We start from the raw sequence: 18,576 nt of genomic DNA, 5'->3' as shown, positions 1-18,576 counted from the left end.
CCTACACCCTTTTTTTATTTAAAAATTAACATAACTAATTAAAAGTTAACAGTAGAAGTTAGAATTTTGCTTTTAGTTTTTAATTATTTATTAAAAGGAAAGTTATATGTTTATAGATAGCGCTAGATTTTCAGTTACATCTGGAAAAGGTGGACAGGGATGTGCAGCATTTAGACGAGAAAAATTTGTTGTTAAAGGTGGACCAGATGGTGGTGATGGTGGAAAAGGTGGAGATGTTTACTTTTTAGTTGACAACAATACGGATACATTATCAAACTACAAAGGTAGAAAATACTTTAAAGCAGATAATGGAGCACAAGGTTTAGGTGGAAGAATGACTGGAAAGTCAGGAGAATCTCTTGTTTTAGTTGTTCCTCCTGGCACTCAAGTTATTGATGATGAAACAAATGAAGTTATATTTGACTTGATTGAACTAGGAGAAAAAGTTTTATTTCTTGAAGGTGGAAAAGGTGGATTAGGTAATACGCACTTTAAAAACTCAAGAAATCAAAGACCAACTTATTTCCAACCAGGTCTTCCAGGACAAGTAAGAAGTATTAGACTAGAATTAAAACTTATTGCTGATGTTGGACTTGTTGGTTATCCTAATGTTGGAAAATCAACTTTAATTTCAGTTACTTCTAATGCAACTCCAGAAATTGCAAATTATGAATTTACTACATTAACACCAAAATTAGGTGTTGTAGAAGTTGGAAATTATAACTCTTTTGTAATGGCTGATATTCCAGGAATTATTGATGGTGCAAGTGAGGGAAGAGGTTTAGGTTTAGAGTTTTTAAAACATATTGAAAGAACTAAAACACTTCTATTTGTAATCGATGTTGCCAACTATCGAACAATGATTGACCAATATAGAGTATTGAAAGAAGAAGTTGCTAAATTCTCAGGTGAGTTATCAAAAAGAAATTTTGCAATTGTTATAAGTAAAATTGATGGATACCTTGGTGAAAGCTTAGATGAAGATATAGAAAAATTCATTAAAGATATTGGTTTAGAACCTACAAAATCAAATGAATTTAAATTTGAAGGAGAAAATCCATATTTTGTTCAAGATTTAATTTATTCAAGATTCGATAATAGTAAACCATATTTTGTTTTACCAATTTCATCTTTAACAAAACTAAATCTTAAACCTTTAGGATTTGCATTATATAATTTATTGGAACAAGATAAATGAAAAGATTAGTAATTAAAGTTGGAACAGCTGTTTTAACTCAAGATGGCCAATTGGCTCTTGAGAGAATGGATAATTTAGTTAATTTAATTGCTAAATTAAAAAATGAAAAAAATTTTGAAGTGATATTAGTCTCTTCAGGAGCTGTTGGAGCTGGATTTACTTCATTAAAACTTGATAAAAGAATAATTGCAAATAAACAAGCATTAGCTGCTATTGGTCAACCACTATTACTTAAAAATTATAAAAAAAGATTTAAAGAACATAATATTACATGTGCGCAAATGCTTTTTATTGCAGATGATTTTGATTCAAGAAAAAGAACAAAAAATGCACAAAATGTTATGGAAATACTTTTAGAAAATAATATCTTACCAATTATAAATGAAAATGACGTGATTGCAAATTATGAATTATTATTTGGTGATAATGATCAGTTAGCAGCTCATGTTGCATACTATTTCAATGCAGATATGTTAGCAATTTTATCAGATATTGATGGATATTATAATAAAAACCCAAGAGAGTTTGATGACGCAGTTTTACAAAAAAATGTTTTTGAAATAAATCCTGATGAACTTGAAATGAAGCATACTGCAAATTCAGAATTTGCAACAGGTGGAATTGTAACAAAATTAAAAGCAGCAGATTTTTTAATGAAAAGAGGAATTCCAATGTATTTATCATCAGGTTTTGATTTAACAAATGCTTATGATTTTTTAGTTGATGGAAATCATAAAAGCGGAACAATTTTTCAAGCAAAAAAATAAAAGGAAAAAGATTGAGTAAAAGAATTCTATTTATGGGAACACCAGATTATGCAACAACTATTTTTAAAGAGTTAATAAATAGTGAGTATGAAATAGTAGGATTATTTACTCAACCAGATAAACCCTTTGGAAGAAAACAAGTTTTAACACCGCCTCATATTAAACAATTTTGTCTAGATGAAAATTTAAATATCCCAATTTTTCAACCTTTAAAGTTAAGAGGAAATGAAGAAGTAGCAAAACAAATAAAAGAGTTAAATCCCGATTTTATAATTGTTGCTGCTTATGGTCAAATATTACCTAAAGATATACTTAATATTGCTCCATGTATAAATTTACATGCATCACTACTTCCAAAATATCGAGGTGCAAGTCCAATTCAAGAATCACTTTTAAATGATGATATTTATACAGGTGTTACTTCAATGCTTATGGAAGAGGGACTAGATAGTGGAGATATTTTAGGATTACAATATCTTAAAATTACATCAAATATGGAAGTTTCAGAGGCTTTTGAAAAATTATCTTTAATTGCTGCAAAACTTACTATTATAACTTTAGATAATTTTGAAAATATAAAACCAACTAAACAAAATGAAACTGAAGTTAGTTTTTGTAAAAAAATCAAAAAAGAAGATGGCTTAGTTGATTTTTCTAATGCAAAAAAATTATATCAGAAATATAAAGCATACTCTTTTTGGCCAGGTGTTTTTTTAAAATCTGAATTAAAATTAAAAGATATTGAACTAAATGAAGAATCATCTATTAATAATCAAGGTCAAATTTTAGAAACTACTAATGATTATGTAATAATTGGATGTGAAGTTGGAAGCTTAAAAATTAGAACTATTCAAGCTCCTTCAAAAAAAGCAATAAATGCGACAGATTATATAAGAGGTCAAAGACTAGAATTAAATAAAATACTATTTTAATGATATAATAATTAAAAATTAAAATTAAAAGTATTTATTATGAAAGATTTAGAAATAAGACAAATATATGATATTAATTTGCTTAAAATCAGTGATTTAGATGTGCTTTTACATGAAATATTAAAATATACTAGAGAATTATTAAATGCAGAAGCTGGTACTATTTATATTAAAGAAGATGAATACTTAAAATTTCATATTTTTCAAAATGATATTTTATCATATGAAGATGTTTACAAATATTTCTATTTACTTAAAGATTATAAACTTCCTTTATTTATTGAAAATAAATATCTTGCAGTAGATTCTTATCTAACAAAAAAAATAATTATAATTAATGATATTTACAATTCTAGTGAATATGAATTCTCAGGAACTAAAGAGTTTGATGAAAAATTTAATTATAAAACTCGTTCAATTATTACAATACCACTAATTCATCCTATTAAAAATGAAATATTAGGTGTAATTCAACTATTGAATAAAAAAAATGATGATAAATTTGTGCCTTTTGATGAAAAAGATAAAGATTATTTATCAATGTTTAGCTCTTTTATATCATTATCAATTTCAAAAGCTCAAACTGATATTATTAAACTTCAACTTTTAAATGAACAATTAGAAAAAGTAAATATTGAATTAGAAAAAAAAGTTGAAAAAGAGATATTAAATAATCAGGAAAAGTCAACTACAATATTCAATCAATCAAAAATATCTTCAATGGCAGAACTAATGGGTGATATTGCACAAGAATGGAAAGAACCTCTAAATATTATTTCTACACTTGCAAGTGGATTAAAAATTAATATTGAATATGACAATATTAATAAAAACGAGTCCGTTTCTAAATTATCAAAGATTGTTAATATTACTCAAAATTTATCAATGAATATTGATAATTTTAAAGATTTTTATAAAGTTGAAAGTGTAGCGGATAATTTTAATATTTCAGAAACTATTGCTAAATGCCTAGAATTAGCAGATGCTAGCTTGAAAAAAAATAGTATCAATTTAGTTTTGAATTTAGATTATTCTATAAATATTTATGGTCTTAAAAATGAATTCAGTCAAGCAATATTAAATATTATAAATAATTTAATAAATGGATTAATAGAAAAGATTTCTATTGAAGATAAAAGATATATTTTTATTGATTTAAATTGTATTGATAAAAAAATATATTTAAAGTTAAAAAGTAATGATGGAAAAAGAAATATAGAAAAAGATAATGAAAATATGTATATGACTAGAATGATTATAAAAAAATATAAAAAAGGAAATATTGAATTAAAAAATATCAATTTCTTATATGAAGATATTAATTATAATGGCAATGAATATTTAATTACTTTAGCGTAAAATTACGCTAAATAAGATGTATATAAAGTTATTGTTACAAGACTTAATAAAACTCCTAAAACTAATGAATTAATTGCAACTTTTTCATCTAATCCACCTTTTATTGCTAAAACTGTTGCCATTGTCATTGGTGGCATTGCAACTTCAATTATTGTAACTTTCACCCATGTTTCATGTATTCCATAAAATTGTTGGAAACCAATTAATACTATTATTGGAACTATTACCATTTTTAATAGCATTGCCATTGAAACAATATGAAATTTTACAAAAATATGTTTTACTTCTAATTTCATTCCAATTGCAATCATAGCAATTGGAACTAAGGTAGAACCTAATGTTTGAGTTGTTAATAAAACAAAATTAGGAATTTCAAAGTTCTTTGCAGCAACGGTTATAAAAAACATTAATGATGGTGGAAATAAAAAAATATTTTTAAAAATAGATGTAAAATTATTTTTTTTACCACTTCCCCATGTGATTATAAACATACCTACCGAAACAAGTAGTAAAAATGATCCAAATAAATCATATATTAATCCATAAACAATATAGTCTTCACCATAAAATGCGTTTATATATGAGAAACCAATAAATGAAGTATTGCCAAAAGTTGCCATAATCATAAAAGTTGCTAGTAGTATTCTATTTAATTTCATCATCTTTCCTATAAAATAGGCAAATAATAAATTTAAAAGAATAAATGACATAAACATTAAAATTAAGCCAAGTATTTTTTCATCCAAAACTAAAGGATAAATTTTAGAAAATACAATAGAAGGAAGTGAAAAATAAATTATAAATTCAATTAATTGTTTTGAATTATCTTGATAAAATATTTTGAAGATATAACCTAAAAATAAATATATTGCAATTGGTAAAACAGGATCTAACATATTAACCTTTTTACTTGGATTATATTTAATAATATCTTCTATTTTTATTATGTATAATTAAAAATGCGAATAATAAAATTAAATGAAATCGATTCTACTCATAGATATATAAAAGATTATATTTTAGAAAAAGGATACACTGAACCTTTATGTGTTTTTTCTGATTATCAAACAAATGGAGTTGGAAGTAGAGGAAACTCATGGCTTGGAATAAAAGGCAATATCTTTTTTTCTTTTGTTATAAATAATTCTTTTTTACCTAATGATTTACCACTACAAAGTAGTTCAATATATTTTTCATATATATTAAAAGATGTACTAAAGGAGATGGGCTCATCAGTTTGGTTAAAATGGCCAAATGATTTTTATATTGAAGATAAAAAAATAGGAGGAACAATTACAACTGTTTCAAAAGATTTAATTTATTGTGGTATTGGTATAAATTTGAAAAGGGTAAGTGATGATTTTGGAAAACTCGATATAAATGTCGATATAGATGATATGTTAAAAATTTATTTTTTTAAATTAGAAAAAAAGCTTTTTTGGAAGCAGATATTTAGTGATTTTAAGATAGAATTTCAGCATAGCAAAAAGTTCCAAACAACCATCGACAATCAAAAGGTTTCTCTCGAAAATGTGATGTTAAATGATGATGGTTCAATACAAGTAAACAATAAAAAGGTATTTAGTTTAAGATGACAGAGATTATTTCAATAGCTAATCAAAAAGGTGGTGTAGGTAAAACTACGACTGCTGTAAACTTAAGTGCAGCCCTTGCACTTGAAGGTAAAAGAGTATTATTAATTGATGCAGATCCACAAGCAAATGCTACAACTTCTTTAGGTTTTCATAGGGATACATATGAATACAATATCTATCATGTTATGTTAGGTACAAAAGAGTTAAGTGAGATTATTTTAGATTCAGAAATAGAAAATTTAAAAGTTGCACCATCAAATATAGGTCTTGTTGGAATCGAAAAAGAGTTTTATAAAAATACAAAAGAAAGAGAATTAGTATTAAAAAGAAAAATTGATCCTATTAAAAAAGATTTTGATTATATTATTATTGATTCACCACCTGCTCTAGGACCGATTACAATAAATACATTAAGTGCGTCAACATCTGTACTTATTCCTATTCAATGTGAATTTTTTGCATTAGAAGGATTAGCACAATTATTAAACACTATAAAATTAGTAAAACAAACTATAAACCAATCTTTACAAATAAGAGGATTTTTACCAACAATGTATAGCTCGCAAAATAATTTGTCAAAACAAGTATTTGCAGATTTAGCACAACATTTTGAAAACAAATTATTTAAAATAGATGATAATTCATATGTAGTAATTCCACGAAATGTTAAATTAGCGGAGAGTCCAAGTTTTGGTAAACCAATAATGTTATATGATACAAATTCAAGTGGTACAAAAGCGTATACGCATTTAGCAAGAGCAATAGCAGGTTAATTTTTATTAGTAGGAAGATGATATGGCATTAGGTAGAGGATTAGGAGAATTATTAGGAGAAGTTGAATCAGCATATGAAAATTCAGCTAGTAGTAACAAATCAGGCGTTTGTAAAATTGACGTTTCGACGATAAAAGCTAATCCAAATCAACCAAGAAAAATATTTGATGAAGAGAAATTAAATGATTTAAGTGAATCTATTAAAGAGCATGGATTATTACAACCAATAATTGTAATTGAAAATGGGAATAATAGTTACACCTTAGTTGCAGGGGAGAGAAGACTTAGAGCTCATAAACTTGCAAATATCAACAAAATAAAAGCTATAATCATTGATGCGGATGAATTTAAATTAAGAGAATTGGCTTTAATAGAAAATATCCAAAGGGATGACTTAAATATTATTGAATTAGCATACTGTTACGCACAGTTACTAAATGAACATAATATTACCCATGAAGAACTATCAAAAAAAGTATTTAAAAGTAGAACTTCAATAACAAATACATTAAGACTGTTACAATTAAACTCATATGTTCAACAATTTTTAGCTACTGACAAAATTAGTGCAGGTCATGCAAAAGTTATGCTTGGACTTAGTTCAGAAGAACAAAAAATGGTTTGTGATTCAATTGTTGGTCAAAAACTTTCAGTTAGAGAAACAGAAAAATTAGTTAAAGAACTAAAAGAAAAAAATACTGAAAAACCCAAAAAAGATAAAACTACAAATACTTATAATTTCAATTCTTTTAATAACATTATTGAAAAATTCAAAGAGAATAATTTAAAAATGAAAGTTGAAAAAAATTATTTCAAAATAGAATTTAATTCACAAGAAGAAATTGATAAAATTATTAGCTACTTTAATATCCAATCGTAACATTATCCAAAAATTTATAAGCTAATTTTTTCTTTTAATATAATTTTATACTTAGTTTTGGTAAAATAATTGAGTTTTAGTTAAACTAAACTGTAAAAAATATGGAGGAATGAATGTTAGACATAAGTCCTGTATTATTGCTTAGCTCTGGTATCATCTTTCTTTTAGTTGTTGCTAGACTAAACAGTTGTCTTTTCAAACCATTACTTAAACACATGGATGATAGAGAGGCTTCTATAAAAAAAGATTTAGAAGACGCGAAATCAAACGGTGCTGATGTAGACGGTTTACTAGCCGAAGCAAATGATATTATTGCTAAAGCGAAAAAAGAGGCAGCTGCAATTAGAGAACAAGCTTATAAGGAAGCAAAGGATAGTGCTGATGCAAAACTTGCAAGTGCTAAATCTAATTTAGAAGTAAAATCTGCGGAATTTACTAAAAACTTACAAGACGAGACTAAAGCTTTGAGAGATTCTTTAGTATCTTCTATGCCTCAATTTAATGAGAGCCTAAAAGCTAAGCTTAGCTCTATTTAAGAAGGGATAGGAAATATGAAAAGAATGTTATTACTTGGGTTGGCTTTAGTTCCAGTTGCATTACTTGCAAACGAAGGCGCGGTAGAAACTGACATAGTGCAAAGAACCGTTAACTTTATAATATTTGCTGGAATTTTATGGTATTTACTTGCTGATAAAATTAAAGCATTTTTTGCTGAGAGATCTTTATCTATTCAAGCAGAACTTGATAAAGTACAAGATACTTTAAAAGCTTCTCGAGATAAAGTTAAAGATGCACAAAAGAAATTAGAAGAAGCAAAAAAAATTGCTACTGATATTGTCGATGGTGCAAAAGCTGATATAGATTCAGTTAAACAAAAAGTTGCAACTGCTGTTGATGCAGACATCGCTAATCTAAATAAAAATTTAGATGAAATGATGAAAGTTGAAATATCAAAAGCTAAAAAAGAAGTTGTTACTGAAGTTCTTGAAGAGCTATTAAGTTCTGAAAATATTAAATTAACTCAAGATGAGTTAGCAAATATTGTTCTTAAAAAGGTAGCATAATGAATGATTTAGTAGCAAAAAGATATGTTAAAGCATTAGTTGATGGTAGAAATAGTGATATTATTAATACTATTAGCAGTAAGCTAAATGTTATTTCTTCAGCATTTGCTGATGAGAAATTCAATTCAATAGTATCTTCTCCTCAGATTGCTGATAATACAAAAGTAGATTTTATAATCTCTTTAGTAGATTTTGCAAATGATGAAGTTTTAAAAAATTTCATTAAATTACTTGGTGAAAAAAGAAGATTATCATTATTACCATTTATTGCAAAAGAGCTTAATACTCAAATTGCTAAAATGAATAATAGTTATATTGGAGTTGTTTATACAAATCTTGAATTATCAAGTGATTATGTATCTTCAATTGAAAAACAATTTAGTAAAAAATTTGATGTTAAATTGTCATTATCGCAAAATGTTTGTGATTATGATGGTATTAAAGTAGATATTGATGGACTTGGCGTTGAGATTTCTTTTTCAAAAGAGAGATTAAAAACACAGTTAATAGATCATATTTTAAAAGCAGTTTAGAACTTACAAAGGAGAAATTGAATGGGCGCAAAAATTCAAGCTGATGAAATCAGTTCTATAATTAAAGAAAGAATTGATAACTTTGAATTAAATGTAGATGTAAATGAAACAGGTAAAATTATCTCTTATGCAGATGGTATTGCACAAGTTTACGGTCTAAAAAATGTTATGGCAGGGGAAATAGTTGAGTTTGAAAATGGTGAGAGAGGTCTTGCTTCAAATTTAGAAGAATCTTCAGTTGGTATTGTTATTCTTGGTAAAGGTGATGGTCTAAGAGAAGGTACTTCTTGTAAAAGACTAGGAAAACTTTTATCAACTCCTGTTGGTGATGCAATGGTTGGAAGAGTTGTTAATGCACTGGGTGAGCCAATTGATGGTAAAGGTTCAATTGCTGCTTCTGAAAACAGATTAGTTGAAGAAAAAGCTCCTGGAATTATGGCTAGAAAATCTGTTCATGAACCATTAACAACTGGTATTAAAGCTATTGATGCATTAGTTCCAATTGGTAGAGGTCAAAGAGAGCTTATTATTGGTGATAGACAAACTGGTAAAACAACTGTTGCAATTGATACTATTCTTAACCAAAAAGGTGAAGATGTTGTTTGTATATATGTTGCAATTGGTCAAAAATCATCTTCTGTAGCTTCTGTTGTTAGAACATTAGAAGAAGCAGGTGCTATGGAGTATACAATTGTTGTTAATGCTTCTGCTGCTGATTCTGCTGCATTACAATTCTTAGCTCCATATACTGGTGTTACTATTGGTGAATTTTTTAGAGATAACGGAAAACATGCATTAATTATTTATGATGATTTGTCTAAACATGCTGTTGCATATAGAGAAATGTCATTAATTTTAAGAAGACCTCCAGGAAGAGAAGCATATCCAGGAGATGTATTTTATCTACACTCAAGATTATTAGAAAGAGCTGCAAAAATGAGTGATGAAAGAGGTGCTGGGTCTATGACTGCATTACCAATCATTGAAACTCAAGCTGGGGATGTTGCTGCATATATCCCAACTAATGTTATTTCTATTACAGATGGTCAAATTTTCTTAGAAACTAACCTATTTAACTCAGGTATTAGACCTGCAATTAATGTTGGTTTATCAGTATCAAGAGTTGGTGGAGCTGCACAAATTAAAGCTACTAAACAAGTTGCTGGTACTTTAAAATTATCTCTTGCTCAATATAGAGAACTGGAAGCATTTGCTCAATTTGCATCTGATTTAGATGAAGCTACTAGAAGAGAATTAGAGCTTGGTCAAAGAATGGTTGAAGTATTAAAACAAGGTGTAAACAAACCACTAGTTATTGAAAAACAAGTTGTTATTATTTATGCTGGTACTAAAGGTTACTTAAATGATGTTGCAGTTAGTGATGTTGTAAGATTTGAAGCTGAATTACATACATTCTTCGAACAAAAATATTCAAATATTTTAGATTCAATCAAATCTTCTAAAAAAATTGATGATAATACAGAAGCAGAATTAAAAGCTGCATTAGAAGAGTTTAAAACTGTATTTAGTGCAAACTAAGGATTAGTCAATGGCTAACTTAAAAGAGATTAAATTAAAAATAGGTAGTGTTAAAAATACTCAGAAAACTACAAAAGCTATGAAGCTTGTGTCTTCTGCTAAACTTACTAGAACTAGACAATTGTCTGATCAAGCTAGAAGTTATGCAAGAAAGATAAATGAAGTTCTTTCTGATATTGCTGCTAGAGTTAGCAAAGTTCAAGACGAAGGAAATATTGGTAGAGCATTTGTACAAAATGATGCACCAAAAACAATTGATATTGTTTTTGTAACTGCTGATAAAGGACTTTGCGGTGGTTTTAATATGGCAACAATTAAAACAGTTAGTAGATTAATTGCTGAATATGAAGCAAAAGGTACAAAAGTTAGATTAAGAGCTGCTGGTAGAAAAGGTGTTGATTTCTTTTCTTTCCAAGGTGTTGCTTTAGAGCAAAAAGTTTCTGATTTATCTTCTGCTCCTGAGTATGATAGAGCTGCTGAGTTTATTCATGCTGTTGTTGAAGATTTTAGAAATGAAGTTACTGACAAAGTAATCGTTGTTTATAATGGTTTTTTAAATATGTTAACTCAAGAAATTAGAGTTAGAGATTTATTACCAGTTAGCTTAGATGCTGTTGAAGTTAAAAATTCAGAATCTATGTTAGAAATTGAACCAGATGATGATGAAGAAGTATTAAATGAGTTAACTGATAAATATATTGATTTCAATATGTATTATGCTTTAATTGACTCTTTAGCTGCAGAGCACAGTGCTAGAATGCAAGCAATGGAAGCTGCTACTAAAAATGCAAAAGAAAAAGTTAATAGTTTAACAGTTGAATATAACAAAGCTAGACAAGCTGCAATTACAACAGAGCTGATAGAAATTATCAGTGGTGTTGAAGCATTAAAATAATTTAAAGGAGCTGCCCGTATGAAAGGTAAAATTATTCAGGTAATGGGTCCGGTTGTTGACGTAGAGTTCGACGGATACTTACCAGAAATTAATGAAGCTATTGATGTAGTATTAGCAGATGCTAATAAAGACAGATTAGTATTAGAAGTTGCTGCGCATATTGGTGATGGTAGAGTTAGAACTATCGCTATGGATATGACAGAAGGTTTAACTAGAGGTCAAGAGTGTGTTGCTACTGGTGGACCAATTAAAGTTCCAGTTGGTGAAGCAGTATTAGGAAGAATCTTTAATGTTATTGGTGATCCAGTAGATGAAGGTGAAGCAATTCCTGCTGATGTTGAAAGATGGTCAATCCATAGATCTGCTCCTTCATTTGAAGAGCAATCAACAAAAACAGAAATGTTTGAAACAGGTATCAAAGTTGTTGACCTTTTAGCACCATATTCAAAAGGTGGAAAAGTTGGACTATTCGGTGGTGCTGGTGTTGGTAAAACAGTTATTATCATGGAATTAATTCATAATGTTGCATTTAAACACTCTGGATACTCAGTATTTGCTGGTGTTGGTGAGAGAACAAGAGAGGGTAATGACCTTTATCATGAGATGAAAGACTCAAACGTACTTGACAAAGTTGCATTATGCTATGGTCAAATGAGTGAACCACCAGGTGCTAGAAATAGAATTGCATTAACTGGTCTTACAATGGCAGAATACTTTAGGGATGAAAAAGGTCTTGATGTATTAATGTTCGTTGATAATATCTTCAGATTTGCACAATCAGGTTCTGAGATGTCAGCATTATTAGGAAGGATTCCTTCAGCTGTTGGATACCAACCTACACTTGCATCAGAAATGGGAAAATTACAAGAAAGAATTACTTCTACTTCTAAAGGTTCTATTACTTCTGTTCAAGCAGTTTATGTTCCAGCGGATGACTTAACAGATCCAGCTCCAGCTTCTGTTTTTGCTCACTTAGATGCAACTACAGTTCTTAACAGAAAAATTGCTGAAAAAGGTATCTACCCAGCAGTTGATCCACTAGATTCATCTTCAAGAATCTTAAGTGCTGATATTCTTGGTCAAGAACATTATGATACAGCTAGAGGTGTTCAATCTGTATTACAAAAATATAAAGATTTACAAGATATTATTGCAATTCTTGGTATGGATGAGTTATCAGAAGCTGATAAACTTGTTGTTTCAAGAGCAAGAAAAATCGAAAGATTTTTATCTCAACCATTCTTCGTTGCAGAAGTATTTACTGGAAGTCCAGGAAAATATGTTGAGTTAAAAGATACTATTGCTGGATTCCAAGGAATTTTAGCTGGTAAATATGATAATATTCCAGAAATGGCATTCTATATGGTTGGTGGAATTGATGAAGTTCTTGCCAAAGCTGAGAAAATGAAATAACAAAACCGTTAAGGCATAACATGGATACAATTAGATTATCAATAGTTACACCTAATGGAGAAATATTTAATGATGATGTAAAAACTGTAACTCTCCCTGGAAAAGAGGGTGAGTTCGGTGTCCTACCTGGACACTCATCATTGATTTCTTCATTAACAGTTGGTGTAATTGTTATCGAAAAAGCAAATTCTACTGAAGCAGTTGCTATTAACTGGGGACATGTTAAAGTAGATGAAAAATCTGTTGATGTATTAGCTGATGGAGCTATTGCATTAACTGCAGGAAATGACTCTGAGATTGCTAAGAATATTGAAGCTGCAAAAGTATTAGTAAATTCAGTAAAAGATTCAAACATTTCTGTTGCTTCAGTTGAAGCAAAAATCAACTCATTCGCGTAAAAGCATGATTACTACAATACTAAATTATTTGGCAAATAGTGGTGCTATAACTTATATAGTTTTAGCACTATTGTCAATTTATCTAATCGTTACAATTTGGATTTTCCTTTATAGATATTTCGCAGTTACTGCATTAATTAGAAATGAAGTTAGCTCTTTAGAGGGTTTAACATCAAGAGAAGCTAGATTCTCATCATTATCTGCATTAAATAAATGTACAAATAACCTTGCTTCAAAAGAGTTATTATATGCATGTGAAATAAATATAATTAAAGATGCAAGTTCGGGAATTTCTTGGTTAGCTATTATTTCTTCAACATCACCATTTATAGGTCTTTTTGGTACAGTTATTGGAATATTAGAGTCGTTCGCAAAATTTGCGAATCAATCAAAAGTTGCTTTTTCTATTATTGCACCAGCAATTAGTGAAGCGTTAGTTGCAACAGCAGCAGGTATATTTGTTGCTATATTTGCGTATACATTTCATCAAATACTTTCAAGAAAAATTTATGAGTTAAATATATATCTTAAGGCACAATCGCAAATTTTAATTGCTAAGGGTTAATATAGTGTATGATTTTAATGACAAACCTGATTTAAATATTACACCCTTAGTTGATATTATGCTAGTTTTACTAGCAATATTAATGGTTACAGCACCAGTTATTGAGTTTGAAGAACCTATAAATCTTCCTAGTGGGAGTAAATCACAACAAGTACAAGATTTCCAAAAAATTGATATTATTATTACTAAAGATAGAGTAGTTACACTTAATAAAAATAAAGTAGATATAGTAAATTTTCCTGATAGTTTTCTTTTATTTGCAAATGGAAAAGATCAAAATACTCCAATACATATAAGAGCAGATAAAGAATTGAAGTATGATGATATAATTTTTGTTTTAAAATCAGTTAAAGAAGCTGGTTTTTTCAAAGTTGCACTAGTAACTGATGGATAATAAATGCAAAATAATTTTTCGTTTATACTTTCAGGTATAATAGCATTTTCATTTTATGCTTTTATGTGTTTTTTGTTGTTTTTTTATATTGCTAGTCCAACTCCAAAAACTTTTAATATTAAGCCTACATCTACAACGATTGAGCTTGATATGATAGTTGAAAAAGCTGAAAAAAAGATGGTTGAGAAAAAAACAGAAAAAATTATAGAAAAAGAAGAAGTGAAAGAAAAAGAGACATCAGTTTCAAATGAAAAAAGACCTGATTTAAAATCTTTATTTGCAAATGTAAAAGAAAAAGCAACAAATGTAGCAAAACAAGAGGTTAATAATGTTGAGAAATCAATTGACCCTAAAAGATTTAAATCTAAATTCGAAAAAGAGAAAAAATCATCTAATATAACGATTGATAAGTTATTAGAAGATGAAAAAACTGCATCTAATTCGAAAAGTAAAAATGCTAATAAAGGTGAAGAGAGTGATGATTATTTCTCACAAATTGATGAAATGTTATCAGCTTGGATGCCAACAACAAGAGAGCCAGGTTTAAAGGCTGTTGTTTTAGTTATGATTGATTTAAATGGTAGGTTTGATTATCGTTTTGTTACAAATTCAGGAAATGAAACTTTTGATACATCTTTAAGGAATTTTTTGGAAGAACAAAAAAATATTGTTTATCCCATACCTACAAAAAATAAAGATGTACGAATTAATGTTGATTTCAAATCAGAAGGATAAAATTTATGTATAAAATATTATTATTAATATCATTGGTATTTAGTTCAGTTTTTGCACAAGTTGATGCAAATTTAGAAATAGTTAAAAAGGCTACTTCTTTACCGAAAATTTTAGTTTCAGTTTCTACTGACACAGGAGAAATTGAAACTTTAGGTAGAATAAAAAAAAGCTTAGCAGATGACTTATCTGTTAGTGGGCATTTTGAAGTAGTTAATGTAAATAGTCAGACAGCTTATGGAAGTATGCCTGATCTTATTAGTTTATCAAATCAAGGTGTTGATTTATATTTAAATCTATCAGCATCAAAAGAATCAAATGGTTCTTACACTTTAATGACAAAACTTTTTGATATGAATTCTAAAGTACTTATTTTAGAGAAAAATTTTACAACAACTCAAGAAGATAGATTTGTTTTTTTAGCACATAAAGCTGCAATTTCAGTTAATGACTTTTTTAAAGCACCAAGTATTTCTTGGATGGAAAAATTTGTAGTATTTTCAACTTATACAGCTTCCGGTAAAGCTGATATTATGATTGGAGATTATACTTTAACATATAAGAAAACTGTTGTATCAGGTGGTTTAAATATTTTCCCTAAATGGGCAGATGCAGATCAAAAAACAATTTATTATACTACTTATAATTATGCAAAACCAACTTTAGTTAAGTTAAATATTTATAATAGAAGTAAAGAGACTATCATGGAGTCAGATGGTATGTTAGCTTGTTCTGATGTTAATGCAGATGGAACTAAATTATTAGTAACAGCATCTCCTAATGGTCAACCTGATGTATATTTATATAATACAAGAACAAAAAGTAAAACTCAAATTACGAAATATAGTGGTATTGATGTAGGTGGTCATTTTATCGATAATGATTCAAGAATTGTGTTTGTTTCTGATAGATTAGGAAATCCAAATATCTTTGCACAAGGAATTAATTCAACTTCTGTAGAAAGATTAGTATATCACAGTAATAATAACTCATCTGCAACTGCTTTTGGGAACAATATTGTATATAGTAGTAAGGACTCTACAAATGAATTAGGTGATAAAAGTTTTAACTTGTATTTAATATCAACTAAGTCAGATAATATGAAACGGCTAACATCAAGTGGTATTAATCAGTTCCCTAAATTTTCAGGTGATGGTGAAACATTACTATATATAAAAACGTTTGGTGGATCAAGTTCAATAGGAATTATTAGATTAGCATACAGTAAATCATTTTTATTCTCATTAAACGGTAAAAGAATTCAATCAATAGATTGGTAATTCTTAAGAAAATATAATATTATTGCAAGTGTTTTATAGATTTTTTATGAAACCTTGTAGTAATAATTACTCTAATTTATACTTAATTACTTCAAAAAACTTCTTAAATCATTTTTATTATCATTCTTCTAAATTAATTTTATTAAAAACTATCAGAAATTTATATGATATTTTTTTATTAATTACTATACTATTTGAAAAGAAATAATATATATAAATGTTTAAATGATATTTATGAAAAATTCATTTATAAATTGTAATTTAGAAAAGTCATTTAAATTTTTATTATTACTATTATCCAATCAAATCAATTATTTCTAAATAGACAAGGTATTGTCCACAATAGGTAATATTCTCTTTGAAATCAATTACAAGCTATTAAAACCATCATTAGATTTGATTTTAGTAGTAATTAGAGTTTTTTCAAAAAGAGATTAGTTGATTTTATCATTTTTAAAAATAAAATAAAATACTTATATAATGGCTATTTGAGAGTATAATTATTAGATTAATTTTCGGTATATTAGTTATAAAAACAATCCTTTTTTTTTAATTTTAATTTAAAAAAATCCGATAGTATCTAATAAATATTATGAATTATTGAATTTTTTTATTTATGTAAGAATAGATTTTGTTTTTATAAACAATAATTAAGGTTTACTCTTGTATTATTTCAGCAAATTTTTATTTCAAGGACAAAATTATGAAAAAATTAGGTGTTTATTCTTTATTAGTTGCGGCAATGTTATTCTCTACTGGTTGTAGTGAAAAAAATGCTGATATGAATGTTGACAATACGGCTCCAGTTGCTGAAGCTGCAAGTACTACTGATTCAAATATGGCTGATGGTAGTTTTTCTGCTTTAGAAAAAGCTGGAAATGGTAATTATTATATGATTAATGGTCAAAAAGTTTTAATTGAGCATGTATATTTTGGATTTGACAAATATAACTTAACTGCTGATAACAAAGATAAAGCAGTTTCTAATGCTTCTAAATTATCTGCATTAACTGCTGATACAACTGTAACTGTTTCTGGTAACACAGATGAGTGGGGATCAGATGAGTATAACTATGCATTAGGTTTAAAAAGAGCTAACTCTGTTAAAGATGTTTTAGTTGCTAATGGTGTAACTGCAAATGTTGCATTAGTTTCTTTAGGTGAAAGTTCTCCAGTTTGTACTGAAAAAACTAAAGAATGTTGGGCAAAAAACAGAAGAGTTGAACACGAATTAAGTAAATAATTTCAATGACTAAGTATCTTCTATCTTTTTTAATAGCAAGTTCTTTAACCGTAGCCGAAGCCGAAGAGGTTTCGGTTTATGGTTCAGGTGATTCAAGTGGGAATAGTTCTTATGGACTAACTTCTTCTGAAAAACATATCTTGAAAAATCAAGCAAGCATCAATAATCTAACATCTAAGATGGGAGATGTAAATTCTTTACTTGAATCTATTAAAACGAGATTAGAAGGCTTAGAATCTACATATGAAGGTGATTCTGCAAAATTAAATTCTACTTCTAGAAAAGTGGATGATTTAGCACAGAAAGTTGGTCTATCTTCAGATTTAGGTTCTAATAGTTCTTCATCAACTCAAGGTAATGATAGTCAATTATCTGACACGGTTAATGGTCTAAAAGCCGCACTCACAAAATTAACAACTTTAGTTAATAAAATTAATTCTGAATATGTTTCTTCCAATGAATTGAAAAATAATATGGATCAATTCGTAACAAGAGAAGAGTTCGAAGCTTTAAAAAAAGCTGCTGGTATCAAAACATCTCAAGTTAAAGCATCAACAAAATTAGATACAAATAAAGCTGGTGTTGAAGTAGATGATAAAAAAGATGAAGTATCTGTAAAAAATTTATCAGCTACGGACAAAGCAAATTTACTTAACGATGCAAAAAAAGATTTTGATGCAGGAAGTTATGATTCATCTAGTCAAAAATTTGATAAACTGCTTGAAGCAAACTATAAGCCAGCAGAAGTTAATTTCTACATGGCACAAAATTGGTATATGAGAAAAAAGTATGATGTTGCAATAAGTCATTATAAAAAATCTGCTATTCTTAATGATAAAGCAGCTTATATGCCAACATTATTATTGCATAGTGCTATTTCATTTGAGAAAACAAAAGATAAAGATAATGCAAAAAGTTTTTATAGTACTTTAGTTGATCTTTACCCTAATTCAAATGAAGCAAAAGTAGCAAAACAAAATTTAGCTAAATTATAATAATTATTAAATAAGGAAAAA

General features: G+C 28.0%; 21 protein-coding genes. 20 read left to right on the top strand and 1 reads right to left on the bottom strand.

Annotated features, from left to right (window positions below):
* Positions 1–106 precede the first annotated feature (106 nt).
* The 4 genes from obgE to AVENP_RS11185 are packed head-to-tail and all read left to right on the top strand — an operon-like array spanning position 107 to position 4,256.
* Complete coding sequence (obgE, locus tag AVENP_RS11200; protein ID WP_128359339.1) at positions 107–1,198, top strand: GTPase ObgE; 1,092 nt, start codon at positions 107–109, stop codon at positions 1,196–1,198.
* Positions 1,195–1,965 carry a glutamate 5-kinase gene (gene proB, locus AVENP_RS11195; RefSeq protein ID WP_128359340.1) on the top strand — a complete coding sequence of 257 codons (771 nt, stop codon included), beginning with the start codon at positions 1,195–1,197 and terminating at the stop codon, positions 1,963–1,965. Before obgE ends, proB begins: the two co-directional genes overlap by 4 nt.
* Before the next feature lie 11 nt (positions 1,966–1,976).
* On the top strand, positions 1,977–2,897 hold the full coding sequence (gene fmt / locus AVENP_RS11190; RefSeq protein ID WP_128359341.1) for a methionyl-tRNA formyltransferase: 921 nt from the start codon (positions 1,977–1,979) through the stop codon (positions 2,895–2,897).
* 39 nt (positions 2,898–2,936) lie between these two features.
* Positions 2,937–4,256, top strand: a complete 1,320-nt coding sequence (locus AVENP_RS11185) for a GAF domain-containing protein (RefSeq protein ID WP_128359342.1) — start codon at positions 2,937–2,939, stop codon at positions 4,254–4,256.
* Between the two features lie 2 nt (positions 4,257–4,258).
* On the opposite strand, the gene AVENP_RS11180 is transcribed toward AVENP_RS11185, so the two are convergent.
* Positions 4,259–5,152 (bottom strand): AEC family transporter, encoded by an 894-nt coding sequence (locus tag AVENP_RS11180; RefSeq protein ID WP_128359343.1) that lies wholly within the window; start codon positions 5,150–5,152, stop codon positions 4,259–4,261.
* Between the two features lie 63 nt (positions 5,153–5,215).
* Between AVENP_RS11180 and AVENP_RS11175 the strand changes: the two genes are divergently transcribed.
* From AVENP_RS11175 to AVENP_RS11100, 16 genes are all read left to right on the top strand, one after another.
* Positions 5,216–5,851, top strand: a complete 636-nt coding sequence (locus AVENP_RS11175; RefSeq protein ID WP_128359344.1) for a biotin--[acetyl-CoA-carboxylase] ligase — start codon at positions 5,216–5,218, stop codon at positions 5,849–5,851.
* Positions 5,848–6,624 (top strand): ParA family protein, encoded by a 777-nt coding sequence (locus tag AVENP_RS11170; RefSeq protein ID WP_128359345.1) that lies wholly within the window; start codon positions 5,848–5,850, stop codon positions 6,622–6,624. The genes AVENP_RS11175 and AVENP_RS11170 overlap by 4 nt, the downstream gene beginning before the upstream one ends.
* A 22-nt stretch (positions 6,625–6,646) precedes the next feature.
* A complete protein-coding gene (locus tag AVENP_RS11165; protein WP_128359346.1) occupies positions 6,647–7,504 on the top strand; it encodes a ParB/RepB/Spo0J family partition protein in 858 nt (285 codons plus the stop codon).
* A 113-nt stretch (positions 7,505–7,617) separates the two neighbouring features.
* Positions 7,618–8,040, top strand: coding sequence for a F0F1 ATP synthase subunit B family protein (locus AVENP_RS11160; RefSeq protein WP_128359347.1), 423 nt, complete (start codon positions 7,618–7,620; stop codon positions 8,038–8,040).
* Between the two features lie 15 nt (positions 8,041–8,055).
* Positions 8,056–8,568 carry a F0F1 ATP synthase subunit B gene (locus AVENP_RS11155; RefSeq protein WP_128359348.1) on the top strand — a complete coding sequence of 171 codons (513 nt, stop codon included), beginning with the start codon at positions 8,056–8,058 and terminating at the stop codon, positions 8,566–8,568.
* On the top strand, positions 8,568–9,101 hold the full coding sequence (locus tag AVENP_RS11150) for a F0F1 ATP synthase subunit delta (RefSeq protein ID WP_128359349.1): 534 nt from the start codon (positions 8,568–8,570) through the stop codon (positions 9,099–9,101). The genes AVENP_RS11155 and AVENP_RS11150 overlap by 1 nt, the downstream gene beginning before the upstream one ends.
* 21 nt (positions 9,102–9,122) lie before the next feature.
* Positions 9,123–10,640 (top strand): F0F1 ATP synthase subunit alpha, encoded by a 1,518-nt coding sequence (gene atpA, locus AVENP_RS11145; RefSeq protein WP_128359350.1) that lies wholly within the window; start codon positions 9,123–9,125, stop codon positions 10,638–10,640.
* A gap of 10 nt (positions 10,641–10,650) precedes the next feature.
* Complete coding sequence (atpG, locus tag AVENP_RS11140) at positions 10,651–11,535, top strand: ATP synthase F1 subunit gamma (protein WP_128359351.1); 885 nt, start codon at positions 10,651–10,653, stop codon at positions 11,533–11,535.
* Between the two features lie 18 nt (positions 11,536–11,553).
* Entirely contained in the window at positions 11,554–12,948 is a 1,395-nt protein-coding gene (atpD, locus tag AVENP_RS11135; protein WP_128359352.1) for a F0F1 ATP synthase subunit beta, read from the top strand.
* A gap of 20 nt (positions 12,949–12,968) precedes the next feature.
* Complete coding sequence (gene atpC, locus AVENP_RS11130) at positions 12,969–13,346, top strand: ATP synthase F1 subunit epsilon (protein ID WP_128359353.1); 378 nt, start codon at positions 12,969–12,971, stop codon at positions 13,344–13,346.
* 4 nt (positions 13,347–13,350) lie between these two features.
* Positions 13,351–13,911 (top strand): MotA/TolQ/ExbB proton channel family protein, encoded by a 561-nt coding sequence (locus AVENP_RS11125; protein ID WP_128359354.1) that lies wholly within the window; start codon positions 13,351–13,353, stop codon positions 13,909–13,911.
* Between the two features lie 58 nt (positions 13,912–13,969).
* Entirely contained in the window at positions 13,970–14,305 is a 336-nt protein-coding gene (locus AVENP_RS11120; RefSeq protein WP_235663728.1) for a biopolymer transporter ExbD, read from the top strand.
* A 3-nt stretch (positions 14,306–14,308) separates the two neighbouring features.
* Positions 14,309–15,040, top strand: a complete 732-nt coding sequence (locus tag AVENP_RS11115; protein WP_128359356.1) for a TonB C-terminal domain-containing protein — start codon at positions 14,309–14,311, stop codon at positions 15,038–15,040.
* 5 nt (positions 15,041–15,045) lie between these two features.
* On the top strand, positions 15,046–16,317 hold the full coding sequence (gene tolB / locus AVENP_RS11110; protein ID WP_128359357.1) for a Tol-Pal system protein TolB: 1,272 nt from the start codon (positions 15,046–15,048) through the stop codon (positions 16,315–16,317).
* A 703-nt stretch (positions 16,318–17,020) separates the two neighbouring features.
* Positions 17,021–17,560: an OmpA family protein gene (locus AVENP_RS11105; RefSeq protein WP_128359358.1), complete on the top strand. Its 540-nt coding sequence runs from the start codon at positions 17,021–17,023 to the stop codon at positions 17,558–17,560.
* Positions 17,561–17,565: 5 nt separating this feature from the next.
* Positions 17,566–18,555, top strand: coding sequence for a tetratricopeptide repeat protein (locus tag AVENP_RS11100; RefSeq protein ID WP_128359359.1), 990 nt, complete (start codon positions 17,566–17,568; stop codon positions 18,553–18,555).
* The last annotated feature ends 21 nt before the right edge of the window (positions 18,556–18,576 follow it).

This window comes from Arcobacter venerupis (assembly GCF_013201665.1).
Lineage (GTDB): Bacteria > Campylobacterota > Campylobacteria > Campylobacterales > Arcobacteraceae > Aliarcobacter > Aliarcobacter venerupis.
This window is presented reverse-complemented; position numbering and strand designations above follow the sequence as displayed.